At 66.3% G+C, this 13,738-nt stretch carries 16 protein-coding genes and 1 tRNA gene; 9 read left to right on the top strand and 8 right to left on the bottom strand.

Features of this window, described 5'->3' with window-relative positions; translation table 11 throughout:
• Positions 1-6: 6 nt before the first annotated feature.
• The 3 genes from MRBLWH12_RS11130 to MRBLWH12_RS11120 are packed head-to-tail and all read left to right on the top strand — an operon-like array spanning position 7 to position 3,441.
• A complete protein-coding gene (locus MRBLWH12_RS11130; RefSeq protein WP_407359265.1) occupies positions 7-939 on the top strand; it encodes a dihydrodipicolinate synthase family protein in 933 nt (310 codons plus the stop codon).
• Positions 939-1,940: a proline racemase family protein gene (locus MRBLWH12_RS11125; protein ID WP_363548844.1), complete on the top strand. Its 1,002-nt coding sequence runs from the start codon at positions 939-941 to the stop codon at positions 1,938-1,940. Before MRBLWH12_RS11130 ends, MRBLWH12_RS11125 begins: the two co-directional genes overlap by 1 nt.
• Positions 1,903-3,441 carry an aldehyde dehydrogenase family protein gene (locus MRBLWH12_RS11120; RefSeq protein WP_414684973.1) on the top strand — a complete coding sequence of 513 codons (1,539 nt, stop codon included), beginning with the start codon at positions 1,903-1,905 and terminating at the stop codon, positions 3,439-3,441. Before MRBLWH12_RS11125 ends, MRBLWH12_RS11120 begins: the two co-directional genes overlap by 38 nt.
• Positions 3,442-3,459: 18 nt before the next feature.
• Here MRBLWH12_RS11120 and MRBLWH12_RS11115 read toward each other — a convergent pair whose 3' ends face one another.
• The 3 genes from MRBLWH12_RS11115 to MRBLWH12_RS11105 are packed head-to-tail and all read right to left on the bottom strand — an operon-like array spanning position 3,460 to position 6,623.
• Positions 3,460-4,644 (bottom strand): metal-dependent hydrolase family protein, encoded by a 1,185-nt coding sequence (locus MRBLWH12_RS11115; RefSeq protein ID WP_363548840.1) that lies wholly within the window; start codon positions 4,642-4,644, stop codon positions 3,460-3,462.
• Positions 4,645-4,692: 48 nt separating this feature from the next.
• A complete protein-coding gene (locus tag MRBLWH12_RS11110; protein ID WP_363548838.1) occupies positions 4,693-5,676 on the bottom strand; it encodes a proline racemase family protein in 984 nt (327 codons plus the stop codon).
• Between the two features lie 14 nt (positions 5,677-5,690).
• Positions 5,691-6,623, bottom strand: coding sequence for an ornithine cyclodeaminase family protein (locus MRBLWH12_RS11105; RefSeq protein WP_363548836.1), 933 nt, complete (start codon positions 6,621-6,623; stop codon positions 5,691-5,693).
• A gap of 93 nt (positions 6,624-6,716) precedes the next feature.
• Between MRBLWH12_RS11105 and MRBLWH12_RS11100 the strand changes: the two genes are divergently transcribed.
• Positions 6,717-6,807, top strand: a tRNA-Ser gene (locus MRBLWH12_RS11100).
• Positions 6,808-6,857: 50 nt separating this feature from the next.
• Here MRBLWH12_RS11100 and MRBLWH12_RS11095 read toward each other — a convergent pair.
• Together MRBLWH12_RS11095 and MRBLWH12_RS11090 are read right to left on the bottom strand one after the other, a co-directional pair.
• Entirely contained in the window at positions 6,858-7,979 is a 1,122-nt protein-coding gene (locus MRBLWH12_RS11095) for a tyrosine-type recombinase/integrase (RefSeq protein WP_341977757.1), read from the bottom strand.
• Complete coding sequence (locus MRBLWH12_RS11090; protein ID WP_341977759.1) at positions 7,972-8,550, bottom strand: hypothetical protein; 579 nt, start codon at positions 8,548-8,550, stop codon at positions 7,972-7,974. Before MRBLWH12_RS11090 ends, MRBLWH12_RS11095 begins: the two co-directional genes overlap by 8 nt.
• A gap of 128 nt (positions 8,551-8,678) precedes the next feature.
• Between MRBLWH12_RS11090 and MRBLWH12_RS11085 the strand changes: the two genes are divergently transcribed.
• The 5 genes from MRBLWH12_RS11085 to MRBLWH12_RS11065 are packed head-to-tail and all read left to right on the top strand — an operon-like array spanning position 8,679 to position 10,628.
• On the top strand, positions 8,679-8,909 hold the full coding sequence (locus MRBLWH12_RS11085) for a helix-turn-helix transcriptional regulator (RefSeq protein ID WP_341977761.1): 231 nt from the start codon (positions 8,679-8,681) through the stop codon (positions 8,907-8,909).
• Positions 8,899-9,144 (top strand): AAA family ATPase, encoded by a 246-nt coding sequence (locus MRBLWH12_RS11080; RefSeq protein WP_341977763.1) that lies wholly within the window; start codon positions 8,899-8,901, stop codon positions 9,142-9,144. Before MRBLWH12_RS11085 ends, MRBLWH12_RS11080 begins: the two co-directional genes overlap by 11 nt.
• Positions 9,141-9,467: a glutaredoxin family protein gene (locus MRBLWH12_RS11075; protein ID WP_363548833.1), complete on the top strand. Its 327-nt coding sequence runs from the start codon at positions 9,141-9,143 to the stop codon at positions 9,465-9,467. The genes MRBLWH12_RS11080 and MRBLWH12_RS11075 overlap by 4 nt, the downstream gene beginning before the upstream one ends.
• A complete protein-coding gene (locus MRBLWH12_RS11070) occupies positions 9,454-10,353 on the top strand; it encodes a hypothetical protein (protein WP_363548831.1) in 900 nt (299 codons plus the stop codon). Before MRBLWH12_RS11075 ends, MRBLWH12_RS11070 begins: the two co-directional genes overlap by 14 nt.
• Positions 10,350-10,628, top strand: coding sequence for a hypothetical protein (locus MRBLWH12_RS11065; RefSeq protein WP_363548829.1), 279 nt, complete (start codon positions 10,350-10,352; stop codon positions 10,626-10,628). Before MRBLWH12_RS11070 ends, MRBLWH12_RS11065 begins: the two co-directional genes overlap by 4 nt.
• A 220-nt stretch (positions 10,629-10,848) precedes the next feature.
• Here the strand turns inward: MRBLWH12_RS11065 and MRBLWH12_RS11060 are convergent, their stop codons facing one another.
• From MRBLWH12_RS11060 to MRBLWH12_RS11050, 3 genes are all read right to left on the bottom strand, one after another.
• Positions 10,849-12,018 (bottom strand): ATP-binding protein, encoded by a 1,170-nt coding sequence (locus MRBLWH12_RS11060; RefSeq protein ID WP_363548827.1) that lies wholly within the window; start codon positions 12,016-12,018, stop codon positions 10,849-10,851.
• A 113-nt stretch (positions 12,019-12,131) separates the two neighbouring features.
• On the bottom strand, positions 12,132-13,145 hold the full coding sequence (locus tag MRBLWH12_RS11055; protein WP_363548825.1) for a zeta toxin family protein: 1,014 nt from the start codon (positions 13,143-13,145) through the stop codon (positions 12,132-12,134).
• Positions 13,142-13,396, bottom strand: a complete 255-nt coding sequence (locus tag MRBLWH12_RS11050; RefSeq protein WP_363548823.1) for a hypothetical protein — start codon at positions 13,394-13,396, stop codon at positions 13,142-13,144. The genes MRBLWH12_RS11055 and MRBLWH12_RS11050 overlap by 4 nt, the downstream gene beginning before the upstream one ends.
• Positions 13,397-13,738: the final 342 nt, after the last annotated feature.

Raw genomic sequence — 13,738 nt, 5'->3', positions numbered from 1 at the left:
GGAACTCTGATGACCGGAACTATGGACCTCGGTGGCGTCGTCGTCGCCACCACCCTCGCATTCAAGGAAGACGCATCCGCACCGGCCGGCCTCGCGGTCGACTACGACCGGTTCGCCGAGCACGTCGATTTCCTGATGTCGAACGGATGCCACGGCGTCGGCCCGAACGGGTCGCTGGGGGAGTACTCCTCCCTCACCGACGAGGAGCGCCGACGGGTGATCCAGGTCGCCGTCGAAGCCGTCGACGGGCGCGGCATCGTCATCGCCGGGGCACACGGCGTCGGAAGTCACCAGGCCAGGAAATGGGCCGAGATCGCGCGCGAAGACGGCGCCGACGGTGTGCTGCTGCTGCCGCCGACCATGTACCGCGCCAACGAGGGCGAGGTGATCGCTCACTTCCAGGAGGTCGCCAAGGCGGGCCTGCCGATCATGGCGTACAACAACCCGTTCGACACCAAGGTCGACCTGGTGCCCTCGCTCGTCGCGAAGCTCGCCGAGATCCCCGAGGTCGTCGCGATCAAGGAGTTCTCGGGTGATGTGCGCCGGGTCTACGAGATCAAGGAGCTGTGCGACATCGACGTCATCGCCGGTGCGGACGATGTGCTGTTCGAACTCATGGTCAACGGCGCCGTCGGCTGGTTCGCCGGCTACCCGAACGCGTTCCCGCGGGAGGCCGTCGAACTGTACAACCTCTGCAAGGACGGGCACTGGCACGAGGCGAAGGCGCTCTACGAGCAGCTCGTCGCCGTCTTCCGCTGGGATTCGCGCACCGAGTTCGTGCAGGCGATCAAGCTGTCGATGGACATCTGCGGCAACTCCTACGGCGGACCCACCCGTCCGCCGCGCGGTCCGCTCTCCGCCGAGCAGCGTGCCCAGGTCACCGCTGACACCGAGCGGGCTCTGGCCGCGCTCTCTGCCCGCACGGCGGCGGTCGTCTGATGCGGGGGCGCCGGGTGATCCAAGCGGTCGACTCCCATACCGAGGGCATGCCGACACGGGTCGTCACCGGTGGCGTCGGCCGGATCCCCGGCGCCACCATGAACGACCGCCGGCTGTACGCCATGGAGCACCTCGACGGGCTTCGGGGCTTCCTGATGAACGAGCCGCGCGGCCATGCATCGATGTCCGGTGCCCTGCTGCAGCCGTCGGCGCGCGACGATGCCGACTGGGGCGTCGTGTTCATCGAGGCATCCGGATTCCTGCCGATGTGCGGGCACGGCACCATCGGCGTCGCCACCGTGCTGGTGGAGACCGGAATGGTCGAGGTCACCGAACCGATCACGGAGATCCGGCTCGACGTTCCGGCTGGCCTCGTCATCGCCCGGGTCAGAGTCGAGGACGGCCGCGCGGTCGATGTGACCATCGAGAACGTGCCGAGCTTCGTCGATCGGCTCGATCAGCGCATCGAGGTTCCCGGAATCGGCGACATCGAGTACTCCGTGGCCTTCGGCGGCAACTACTACGCCCTTGTCGAGCTCGAGCAGGTGGGGCTTCCGTTCGATCGTGCCAGGAAGGACGACATCGTCAAGGCCGGCCTCGCGATCATGGACGCGATCAACGAGCAGGCGCCGCCGGTGCATCCGACGCTCTCCGGGGTGAACCACGTGCATCACGTCGAGTTCATCGCGCCGGGATCGGATGCCGTACGTTCCCGCCACGCGATGGCGATCCATCCGGGTTGGTTCGACCGCTCGCCGTGCGGCACGGGCACCAGCGCGCGGATGGCTGAGCTGCACGCACGCGGCGAACTCGCCCTAGACGCGCCGTTCGTGAACGAATCGTTCATCGGCACCGAGTTCATCGGGCGGATTATCGGCGAGACGACAGTCGGCGACCGCGCGGCCGTCATCCCCACCATCACCGGGCGGGCCTGGATCACCGGGCTCGGTCAGTACCTGCTCGATGAGAGCGATCCGTTCCCCGAGGGGTTCATCTTCTAATGGAGGAAACGTGACCAACACCACTGTGAACGCCACCCGTCCGCTCACCGATGTGGCCGAGGCCGCAGCAGGCGCCGCACGTGCTTTCGCGCGCACCAGCCCGCGCGAGCGCGGCGCTGCGCTGGTCGCCGTCGCCGATGCACTCGATGCCGCGGCGGGAGAGCTCATCGCGATCGCCATGCGCGAGACGGGTCTCTCCGCGGCCCGCCTCACCGGCGAGGTGCGGCGCACGTCCTGGCAACTGCGGCTCTTCGCCGACGAGATCGTCGACGGCGCCTACCTCGACGTGCGCATCGATGCGGCCGACCCGGAGTACGTGATCGGCCCGCGCCCTGATATCAGGCGGATGCTGGAACCGGTCGGCCCGGTGCTGAACTTCGCAGCATCCAACTTCCCGTTCGCCTTCTCCGTCGCCGGCGGTGACTCGGCTGCTGCGCTCGCCGCGGGCTGCCCGCTCGTGGTCAAGGCGCACTCCGGGCACCTGGAGCTGTCGCGTCGCACCGCGGAGGTGGTCGTCGAGGCGCTCCGCGCCGCGGGAATGCCCGATGGTGTCTTCCAGGTCATCGAGGGGCAGGAGAACGGCGTTGAACTTCTGAAGGACGAGCGCATCCGGGCAGCGTCCTTCACCGGCTCCACCCACGTCGGTCGTCTCCTCGCCGACATCGCGGCATCCCGGGCTGTGCCGATTCCCTTCTATGGCGAGCTCGGCAGCGTCAACCCGGTCTACGCGACGTATGCGGATGACGCACTGCTCGACGGATTCGTCGCCTCCGTGGCCGGTTCCGCCGGTCAGCTGTGCACCAAGCCGGGCTTCCTGTTCGTGCCGGAGGGGGCCGAACTCGGTTCCGTGGAACGTGCCGCTGCCGGTGTCGCCGAGCACCGCCTGCTGAACCCCGGGATCGGCCGAGCTTTCGCGCAGCGTCGTGCCGACGTGCTCGGAGCGGAGGGCGTGACCGTTCTCAATGAAGGCGAGGTGCGCACCGACGAGGGCGGGCAGACCTTCGCCACGCCCACCGTGGTGACCGTCGACGTCGATGCGCTGCTGGCGAATCGTGAGGCTCTCCTGGAGGAGTCGTTCGGACCGCTGTCGGTCATCGTGCGCTACCCGGACCAGGCGGCACTTCCGGCGCTGCATGAGCAGTTGTTTCCCGGAAACCTCACCTCCACGGTGCACGCGCGGCCCGAGGAGTTGGCCGACGGCTCCCTTCAGGTTCTCGTCGATGCGCTCGCCGACACCAGCGGACGAGTGCTGTTCGGCGGCTGGCCGACGGGCGTCTCGGTGACGCCCGCGATGCAGCACGGCGGACCATACCCGGCGACCACCACCGACGACACGAGCGTCGGCACGGCCGCCATCACCCGGTTCCTGCGTGGCGTCTCCTATCAGGGGGCACCGCAGGAGCTGCTGCCGGCGCCGTTGCGCGACGACAACCCGTGGAACGTCCCGCAGCGCCGCAGCGCCGCGGGCGGATCGACCGGTTGGGGCTCCTTCGCCGGCTGAGTGCGTGGGGCGCGGCGGTCAGCTCAGAACGCGACCGCCGCGCAGTACCGCTCGCCTGGATTCCTGATCCCAGAGCGCATCGGGGGATGCGATGGGGTTGCGCGAGAGCAGCACGGCATCGCCGTAGGCGCCCGTCCGGAGATGGCCCAGCGCCGGGTCGCCGATGAGCTCCGCATTCACCGCGGTCATCGACTGCAGCGTGGCCGAAGCGCCGGATGCCTCGATCTGCAGACGCACGCCGGCCAGCTGGTCGTCCTCGAGGTCGCCCATGAGGTCGGTGCCGAACCCGACGCGCACGCCTGCGGCGAGGGCGAGCCGGACGGCCTCCTGGCCGTGCGAGAGCACGACGGCGTTCTTTGCGAGGGAGGTCTCGTTCAGCCCGATCTCGGCGCCCCGGCGGTCCAACGCGTCGTAGGCCGCGAGGGTGGGCACCAGGAAGGCTCCGGCCTTCGCCATCAGTTCGGCCGTCTCCCGATCGATCAGGTTGCCGTGCTCGATGGAGCGGATGCCGTTGTCGATGGCGTGTCGAACGGCTTCGGAGGAGTAGGCGTGCGCGGCGACATAGGTGCCGCGTCGGGTGGCCTCGTCGACGATCGCCCGCAGTTCCTCGGCGGAGTACTGGGGGTTGTGGATCGGATCGGCGAGGGAGAAGACGCCGCCGGATGCCATCACCTTGATGGCATGCGCCCCGGTGCGGAGTCGGTTGCGCACCGCGAGTCGCAGCGCATCGACGCCGTCGACGACTTCGCACATGTGGCCATGTGCGAAGCAGACGTCGACGTGAGCCGCACGGGGGTCGCCGTGCCCTCCGGTCTGGCTGAGCGCCGGCCCGGTGAAGTGGTACCGCGGCGAGGGGAACAGATCGGCGTCGATCGCGCGCGCCAAGCCGATGTCACCGCCGGCAACGTCGCGCACGGTGGTGAATCCGCGGCGCAGGGCGGCTGTGAGCCGCTTCGTGCCGTTGATCGCGGCATAGCTGAGCGGGCCGCGCTCGTTCTCGATGCCGTCCATGCTCGTCGCGTAGGCGTGGAAGTGCGCGTCGATCAGACCGGGGATCAGCCAGCCGCCCTCGGCATCCAGAGTCTCGGCGTCGTCGCCGGGTGTCGAGGCGACGAGCCCGTCGACGATGTGCACGTCCCCGGCGACGAATGCCTCGCCGTCCCAGACTTCTGCTCCGCTGATGGTGATGGATCCGACCTGCATCCGCTTCTCCTTCGGTTCTGCTCTTCTGCGTCGTGATCCTGCGCGTGGTCAGCGCAGGCTGAAACCTTGGGGCAGAGGGTCGCCGTCGTCGAGCTCGAACGATGACGATCCGACGCGATGCGCAAGGCCCGTGACCTCGGGAATCACGCCGGTCGCGGTCCGTTCGGCGATTCGAGCGATGAAGCGGGTGCCGATGATCGAGTCGTGGGTGAGTTCCTCATCGTCGGCGAGCACGCCAGATGCCGCGAGCAGCGCCACGCGCGCGGCAGTGCCGGAGCCGCACGGGCTGCGGTCGACTTCACCGTCGGCGAAGACGGTGACGTTGCGCTGCCAGGGGCCGGCGGAGGTGCGGCCGAGATCGTCGAAGAGGATCGTGCCGTAGACGCCCGACAGGCGCGAGTCGGCGAGCCGGGCTGCCGGATGGTCGTTCAGCGCCCACTTGATCTCGCGCCCGATCGCGATGAGAGCCGTGGTGTTGGCGGGTGTGACGTCGAGGCCGACGGAGCCGGCTGACAGCGTGGCATAGACAGCGCCGCCGAAGACCAGATCGACCTCGACGTCGCCGCGGGAGGTGCGCACCGGGATGCCGCTCTCGAGCACTCTCGACTCGACGTTGCGGAACACGATCTGCTCGATGCGTCCTGCGCTGCGGCGCACGCGCGCCTGGACACGTCCGCTGGGAACGTCGATGGTCACCACGGTGTCGCCGTCGGGATCCGACGGCACCCGGCCGGTGCGCACCGCCCAGGCGCCGAGCGCGATCGTGCCATGACCGCACGCCGTCGAGAAGCCGTCCTTGTGCCAGAACAGCACGCCGAAGTCCGCACCGGCGTCGTCGGGGGGAGTGATGAAGCCGCCGTACATGTCGTCGTGGCCGCGCGGTTCGAGGCAGAGGAATCGGCGCACGGCATCCGCCTGACCGCTGATGGCCTCGATGCGTCGCTCGGCGACGGTGGCGCCCTCGGTGGGCACGCCCTCGACGATGCGGAACGGTTCGCCGGCGGTGTGCCAGTCCTCGGTGTTCCAGTGCATTCTCTGCTCCGTCTTCATCGGATGGCGAGGCGGGCGACGACGAGGTCCTGCCACCCCATGCCGCAGGTCTTCACAACACGTGGGCGGTCGGTCGCTGGCTGGACCTGCCCGGTGAACAACTCGTGCATGGTGACGAGGTCATCGGGATGCAACGTTCCTGCGGTGATCGCGCCGATGACGTCGCCCGCCTCGGACATGGCCACGCGACGACTCTCCACGACGACCTGCGAGCGCCCGACGAGCACAGGGTCCAGTTCGGAGCGATCGGGTTCGTGCGAGCCGATCGCCACGATCGTGGCATCGTCGCGGACGAGGTCTGAGGGGAACAGGGGAGTGGAAGCGGTGGTCGTGCAGGCGATCAGGTCGGCGGCGCGGAGGTCGTCGAGGGTTCCTGTGCTGATCTCGGCGTTCGGCGCGTAGGGCCGAGCCGCATCGACGGCGGCTCGCGTTCGGGAATCGTCACGCCCGATGATGCGGACGGTCCGCAGGTTCCGAATCGCGGCAAGGGCCTCCACATGGCGCACGGCCTGGGGGCCGGTGCCGAATACTACGAGGTCACCGGCATCGGCGCCGGCGAGCACATCGACGACGGCAGCAGACACCGCCGGGGTGCGCAGGCTTGTGAGTGCCGTGCCGTCCAGCAGGGCGGTGGGCGCCAAGGTGGCTCCGTCGAGCAGGACGTACAGCGCCTGAATGCGTTCGAGTCCGCGCGCCGGGTTCGCGGGGGCGACGGTCGCGAGCTTCTGGCCTGCGGCGCCATCGACCGCCGACGGCATCAGCAGGAGTTGGCCGTTCGGGACGTCGAGAATCGTGCGCGGCAGATCTTCTTCCGGATCGAATCCTGCGCGGAGGACAGCCGAGATCGCCGCGATGGCGTCGGCCATGCTCACGCGATCGCCGAGTTGGCGACCGCTGACGAGGGTGAGATCCGAGAGGACGTCGGTCATGCTCCTACGCTAACGGGCGCTGTGTAATATGTCACGCATTGCCCGAGTTTGGCGGATTCGCGCGTCGGCGGCAGGTGAAGTAAGCTGTTCCGCGGTGACGTGTCCGAGCGGCCGAAGGTGCAACTCTCGAAAAGTTGTGTAGGGTAACCCCCTACCGTGGGTTCAAATCCCACCGTCACCGCCACCGAGAAAGCCCCCGAGATCCGCGGAATTACGCGGAAGTTCGGGGGCTTTTCACTTGCCGAATTCGCCTCGTGGCAACGCTTTGGCAACAACTGAGTCAGACCGAGCCTGATCGAGGGCGACCGAAACGCGGTCAAGATCGTCGTCGAAGAGATCGGCATAGGTGTCGAGAGTCATCGATGCTGAGGCGTGACCCAGCATCCGCTGCACGGCCTTCACGTTCGCTCCGGCGCTGATCGCGAGGCTCGCCGCGGTGTGGCGAAGGTCGTGCGGAGAGATCTTCGGGAACGTATGGTCCACTTTCCGTGCGCGCTTGACGGCGGCCGCGAACCAGCCGTCCTGCGACTGAGGCAGGCGATGGTGCGCGTCACGCTTGCCGAAGACGAGATCATCGGGCGACTTGCCAGTGCATGCGACGCGCAGCGGAGTCGTGAGGAACTCCGGGAACGGAACAGAACGTGTCTCATTGGTCTTCGGAGATCCGACGTGGACGGTCGCGTTCACGAGCACGGCGTTCTCCTCGATCAAGATCCGTTTGCGAACGAAGTTGACGTTCTTGACGCGGAGTCCACTCATCTCGCCCCATCGTATCCCGGTGTAGGCGAGGACGTAGACGATGGTCGGATACAGCGACGTCGATGCGAGCGCTTCGACTTGTTCGTGCGTCAGATAGGAGCGAGACCCACGAGTCTTCTTCGGGAGCCGGAGGTCACGGGCCGGATTCTGCGTGATGCGGCGATCTCGGACGGCGGCGTCTAGGATGCCGGCGATGATGCCGTGCGCGCGCAGCACGGTGGTGGCACTGTGCGTTGCCGCAAGGGCCGATACCCATGCCTGCACCTCGGAATGCCGGATGCTGCCGATCGCACGCTTTCCCCACTGCGGCTCGACGTGAATGCGCCAGGCCGACTCCACGGATCGGTATGTCGAGGGCTTCAGCACGGAGGCGCGGTCGTTCAACCATTCCGTGCCGAGCCGGACGACGCTCACTTTGGCGTCGGTCGGGTTGACATAGTCGCCACGAGCTTTCGATGTGTCGATGTGAGCCAGGTAGAGCTCAGCTTCCTTCTTCGTGGTGAAGCCGCGCTTCTGGCCTTGGGATCCGTCCGGACGTCGGTAGAGAACGCGGTATCGCCGGCCGTCTTTCGTGACGTACGCGAGAACGCTACCCACCCGCCGGTCGACCGACGTTAGACGTCATGCCGACCAGCCAGCCCGCCGCGCGGGCCTTCTGGATCCAATCCGATGCGGTGCGCTCGGGGACGTCGAGCTCGACCGCGATGAGTTTCACGGGCGGGAGATCTGCGAGGGCAGCGGTGCCGTAGAGGATCTCGACGACCTCCCAGCGCTCGTCCTTCATGCCGCGCTTCACTACAGCCTGTGCGAGCCACGGTGGAATAATGCGTCCTTCGGCGGTGGTGAGGTCCGCGACCGTCGTCCACTTCGCATCGGGGCTGTCATCGAGCTGCAGCGCGACGCAGTGCGGGATCGCGACCTGCAGGATCGCCTGCGGCGCGGAATGCTTCAGGCGATCCTCGTTGAACTCGGCGGAGACGGCTCGGTTGAGGATCGTGGTGATCACGTACCGGCCACGCTCGGCGAGGTAGTGCGCCTCGATCGTCGTCTCAACACTCGTCGTGTCATCGATCACGGTCGCGACGAACGCGGGGGCAATGCGCAGTGCGGACCCGACGGGCTCTGTGGCGTCCTGCGTCGACATCGTCTTGCCGTCAAGTGTCTTCACGTCGACCTTCACCCCCTTATTTTGCCTTACCGCACACGCATTCCGCAGATACCTCTTGACTAACCATACATCTTAGGAGTGTACTGCTGTCAAACGTCAAATCAGATCCGCAGAACGAGGTGTTTTCGATGACAACAACGACGAACTCCGACTCTGCCGCGCTGAGCCATGTCTTCCTGAGTCCAGACGAGCTCGCGGCAGCCCTTCCCGGCGTGACGAGGAACACGCTCGCGATGTGGCGCTACGAGGGGAAGGGTCCGCGCTATCGAAAGCTCGGACGCGTCGTCGTGTACGCGCTCGATGAGATCGAAGCCTGGATCGAAGAGGGGGCGCGAGAGGGCGAGCGCCATGAGCATTGACCGGGCCCCCTCGTCTCCCGATACCACCCTGCACATCATCGCGATCCTGAACCAGAGGCGCGGCTTCGGCAAGACCGCATTCATGGTGCAGCTCGGCGCGGCGCTGTCTCGTCGCTACCGCGTCCTCGTGGTCAACGTAGATCAGCGGCATTCAACGGTAAGAGGTGCGCGAGTTCCCGACGATCCACTTACGGCACCGACGGTCAACGTCGATTCGGTAGGGGTGTGGCGATGACCACCGTGACCGTCTACTCAACAGGTCCCGCATGCATCCGTTGCACGCTGACTTGCAGACGCTTGGCCGCGGTCGGCATCGGGCACACGGTGCTCGACATCACCCGCGACAACCATGCGGCGATCCGCGAGTTCCTCACCGAAGAACTCGGCTACACCGAGGCGCCGGTCGTGATCGTCGACGACGAACCGGAGCACCACTGGTCGGGCTTCCGCCCCGATCTCATCGACGCGCTCGCCGTCCACTTCCGGGGAACTGCGGCGGATGAAGTGCCGATCTGCTCGCCAAGCCTGACCAGGGAGGTAGGCCATGACCGACGATGATGACGCCCTCGACCGGGTCGAACGCGAGGTCGAGGACATTCGGTTGAAGATCGCGTACACCTACCACCAGCTCTATTTCAAGAAGGAAGCTCGAATAGAAAGCCGTCGCGCCTACGCGCGCGACTACTACGCGGAGCACCGCGAGGAGCTTCTCGAGAAGCAGCGTCAGTACCGGGCTGCACAGCGTGCCCGCGACCCGGAGCGATACAAGGACTTGCGGCGGGGGAGGGCGAAGCGCTGGAGAGATGGGCACAAGGAGCGGGAGAACGCCAAGAACAGAGCGAAGTACCGCGCCAATCCGCACCGCGAACTCGAACGGCGGGCCAAGTACTACGCCGACAACGCGGAAGAGATCAAGGCCCGGCGCCGTGCCCGGTACGCCGAGAACCGTGAGAAGGAGCTGGCCAAGCAGGCCGCGTGGCGCGACCGTGAGAAGCGTCGCCGCGAATTGGGGCTGCCGGTCCGGCGCTTGCATGTCAGCACTGCGGATGACATCGCTGCGAACGATGCGGCCGCGAACGCGTTCTTCGCTCAAGTGTGGGGCAAGCGCGCGATCAACCGCATGGTGAAAGGGCCGCCAACTCCGCCCGAACTCCTGGCCGCCTTCAAACGGCAGAGCAAGCGGATCCGCGCCGCCAGCATCCTTGCTGATAAGCGGGAGGTCCTGGAGCGGCTGGAGAAGGAACTCGGCCGCACACCGCCGGGCCCGAAGCCGAAGCCCCGGCGCAGCGCCAAGGAGATTGAGGAGGAGCGACTCGATGCGATCGGCAAACAGGTCAACGATCAACTCCGGTACCGAGAGCCCCCGCGGCGTCCGCACCACCTCGACCCCGCCGCGCCGCACCCGATGCTGCAACCGAACCAGACGATGGGAATGAGCAGATGACCCCCACGAGCGCCGTGCCTGCGATCGACCGAACCGACGTCGAGGCGACCCTCTATCGCGTCGCGGTCTCCTCGTTCACCTACTATCCCGACAAGGAAGCAGCGGAGCCCGGCTACACGATCGACGAAGACGTGGACTGGTGTCTCGCGCCGCTTGCGGGCCGGCCAGCGGGGCAGCGAAGTCAGCTACGAGCGATGATCCGAGTGATGGTCACCGAACCTACCGCGAACCGCCGGGAGTTCATCGCGATGCTCGCCGACCTCGCGGAGGGGTGAGGCGATGTGTCCTGCGCGAGACGGTTGCGGATGTCGGGCGAGCGTCTTTCCTGGTGGCTCATCGTAGCTCCCTGCGGGGTGCTCCGTTCCGGGCTTTCGCGGCATATGCTCCCTCGCTGCGCTCGGTCCGCTATTCCACGGTCCCGGCACTGCGCACCCCTCCGGTCGCGTCCGTAGCCACTTACCAGGAAGCCGCCGTAGGAGCGGTCAGACTGGGATCCTACGGCTCGACTTGCCGTCCGATGAAGGCTGCCATCCCCGGGACGGTGAAGGCGACGACGCCGTGCTCAGGGGCGAACACGAGGCCCTTGTTGATCAACGCGGCACGGACGGGGCCGATGCTCTTCGGTTTCTTGCCGAGCCGGGTCGCGATCTCGCCGGAGGAACTGCCCTCGTCGCCGTCGGCGGCCATCGCCCGGAGATACTGCTGCTCGGATGGCGTTGCCCTGTCCCAGCGGACCCGGAAGAATCCACTGTCGAGCTGGTTGTTTCCCTGGAGGATGCCGACCTCGGCATCTCGCGCGGTGATCGTTGACCCGGGCGCTGCGTTCCATGTCTCCTGTCCGTACTGCTGGATGAAGTACGGGTAGCGGCCGGATGCTGCAACCACGACGTCGACGGCATCGTCATCCCAGGATGCGTCCTCGTGCGCGGCGGGAATCGTCAACGCCTCGGCCACGACGCTCTCGTCGATTTGGTGGATCCGCGAGTACTGGAAGCGTTCGGCGTACGACTTCGCTTCGGCGAGGATCCGCGGCAGGCTGGGCAGGCCTGCAAATGCGAACAGCGCCGGCCAGTTGTCTTGGGCCGCCGCGTGGGCGATCGTGCAGAGCGTGACTAGCTCGTCGACGGCGAGGTCTTGCGCTTCGTCGACCAGGATTGCCAGGCCGACGCCTTCTTCCTCGGCAGCGTCCGCAAGATCGTGGATGAGCTTTTTCAGGTCGGTGTCCAGGATGCCGGTGTCGGCGCCACCGCCCGGTGTGCCGGAGAGGTCGAGTCCGAACGTCCACGTCCCGGTGGTGTCGTACGAGGTCTTGAAGCTGACCGCGGTCTTGAGCGCCTTCAGGAGCCGCTTCCCGGAAGAAGGCCGTGCGAGATCGGCGAGAGGCGCGTACAGCGCTTCACCGAGCAGTTCGCGCAGTGGCTTGCCCGACCCGGCTTCGATCTGCGCGACGATCCAGTCCTTCTTGAGGGCGTTGCGGCGGAATTCCGAGAGCAGCACCGTCTTCCCTACGCCGCGCAGCCCGTAGAGGACGAATGGCTGATCGGTACGCCCTAGTTCGGCGCGCTTTAACGCGATCGCCCACGTTTGCAGCGCATCGTCGCGTCCGACGAGTGCGGCCGGCTTGCGGCCCGCTCCGGGTGAGTAGGGGTTACGTACGGGATCCACGTGATGCCTCCTGCTGACGATATCGAGGAAAGTCTAGGAAGATCTAGTGCTGTCTAGTGAAATCTTAGACTCGACTAGATTCTACAAGATTTCCCTAACATCGATCCCGAACCTCAACGCGACAGCCAGCCACGTTCGGGGCCACCCGGCACCAAGATCGGCGCCGCAGCATCCACAGACTCCTCCGTCCGCAACGAACGACGCAGCAGTTCGAGGCGCGCGGATACTTTCTGCTCCATCACCGTCGCGAACTTCCCGCCCATCGGGACGTGCAGTTCCGGAATCACCTCATCCATCGCGATGGCGTGGAGCTCGACGAGCGACTCCGTCACGCCGGGCGACAGATCACGTCTGGACGTCGCGAAGTCGGTGACATGGTGCAACTCACTCAACCACTGCGTCGCATCGAATCGGATCATTCGGGCAGATTGCGCAGCCGCCAGCGCCGCACCAGCGCCGGCGAAAGCATCCGTGGCCCCCGCACGCTGCGCGTCGAAGGCTACCCGACCGTTGCGTCCGAGCACTGTGAGGCGATCCACGGATGCCGACTCTTCGATGGTGGCAACGAGCGATCGCGTAGCGGTGAACCCGCGATCATGCGTAGCCAGGCTCGTGTACTGCGCAGGAGTACCCGCATGCACCTCGCGCAAGTATCGCGAGACAACGGACATCAAGCTCTCGGCGCGTCGCGAGGCGACAACGACGATGTGCGTAGTGAATCCTTCTGACGCGAACCGTGCCGCGGTGGCCGTGGCGACCGAAGGATCGTGAAATGTTCCCTCGAGGAGCAGCGAGCGATGGTTCTCGCGGGCGAATCGGACGCAGTCGCGCACCCATCCAGCCGTAGCGCGAGAGAGGACCGCCGAGGCTTCAGGGGAGCGAGCGGCAACAAGCTTGAGGAAATGCGGATGGAACGCTCTAAGATCCTCGCCGTTCAGCGTGGCGATATAGGCCCCGGGTGCTGTGGCTATCTGCCCGATCGCCCGAGACCGGCCAGCCCCCGGTTGACCGCTCAGCAAGACGAGCGTTGGATCATCGCTTGCAACCTTCGTTGCGAAATAGAGCGGCAGGATGTCGCGCTGCAGAATCCGCTCGCGTTCGTCGTCGCTAAGTTCCCAGTCGCTCAAGAAGTCTCTCCGTCGAGTTCGCGGGAGCGGGTTTCAATCCGTGTGGCCAGGGCGGCGACGGCGGCGCGGTCGTACGCGTCGACGGTGAGAATATCGGTCCGCCAGGCCGCGATCTCAGCTCGCGCGTGATCAGCAGTTCGCGGATCTTGTGCGCCCGACCGCAGCAACAGGGCGATCAGGGTCGTCGCCGACTCCCGCATCACGTCGAAGGTGACTGCGTCGCTTGTCCGCCATGCCGAGATTGCGGCCAATCCTGCCTCCTTGTTGCCAGATTACCGGCTCTAGTCTGGGTTCTGCCGCTCAAATCGGGGACTGCGCTCCTCGACCAACCACTTAGTTCCGTCGAGCTCGAAGACCACGCCGATGTGCTGACCCACTCCAACCCGAGAAGGTCACGATGGTAGTCGCCCCGTTACACGAGTAGGACAGAGCAATAGGGGAAGCAGTCACGGCAGCGGCGGCCGAACTCCGCAATCGTCTGCTCTACAAGAGCCCGTGGCCGCAGCAATGTCGCCGATCCGACCTCCGATTGCGAGAGCCTTCCCTTCCGCTCTACTCGTTCGGCCGCGCCTCAGTTACACCCATACCCGGCC

The sequence above is a fragment of the Microbacterium sp. LWH12-1.2 genome (assembly GCF_040675825.1).
In the GTDB taxonomy this organism is placed as follows: domain Bacteria; phylum Actinomycetota; class Actinomycetes; order Actinomycetales; family Microbacteriaceae; genus Microbacterium.
This window is presented reverse-complemented; position numbering and strand designations above follow the sequence as displayed.

Bases quoted from the DNA above. Each gene is read 5' to 3' on its own strand.
- MRBLWH12_RS11085 (WP_341977761.1), top strand. From the start codon at position 8,679: ATGACAACAACGACGAACTCCGACTCTGCCGCGCTGAGCCATGTCTTC.
- MRBLWH12_RS11120 (WP_414684973.1), top strand. From the start codon at position 1,903: ATGAGAGCGATCCGTTCCCCGAGGGGTTCATCTTCTAATGGAGGAAAC.
- MRBLWH12_RS11125 (WP_363548844.1), top strand. From the start codon at position 939: ATGCGGGGGCGCCGGGTGATCCAAGCGGTCGACTCCCATACCGAGGGC.
- MRBLWH12_RS11075 (WP_363548833.1), top strand. From the start codon at position 9,141: ATGACCACCGTGACCGTCTACTCAACAGGTCCCGCATGCATCCGTTGC.
- MRBLWH12_RS11070 (WP_363548831.1), top strand. From the start codon at position 9,454: ATGACCGACGATGATGACGCCCTCGACCGGGTCGAACGCGAGGTCGAG.
- MRBLWH12_RS11110 (WP_363548838.1), bottom strand. From the start codon at position 5,676: ATGCACTGGAACACCGAGGACTGGCACACCGCCGGCGAACCGTTCCGC.
- MRBLWH12_RS11065 (WP_363548829.1), top strand. From the start codon at position 10,350: ATGACCCCCACGAGCGCCGTGCCTGCGATCGACCGAACCGACGTCGAG.
- MRBLWH12_RS11115 (WP_363548840.1), bottom strand. From the start codon at position 4,644: ATGCAGGTCGGATCCATCACCATCAGCGGAGCAGAAGTCTGGGACGGC.
- MRBLWH12_RS11105 (WP_363548836.1), bottom strand. From the start codon at position 6,623: ATGACCGACGTCCTCTCGGATCTCACCCTCGTCAGCGGTCGCCAACTC.
- MRBLWH12_RS11080 (WP_341977763.1), top strand. From the start codon at position 8,899: ATGAGCATTGACCGGGCCCCCTCGTCTCCCGATACCACCCTGCACATC.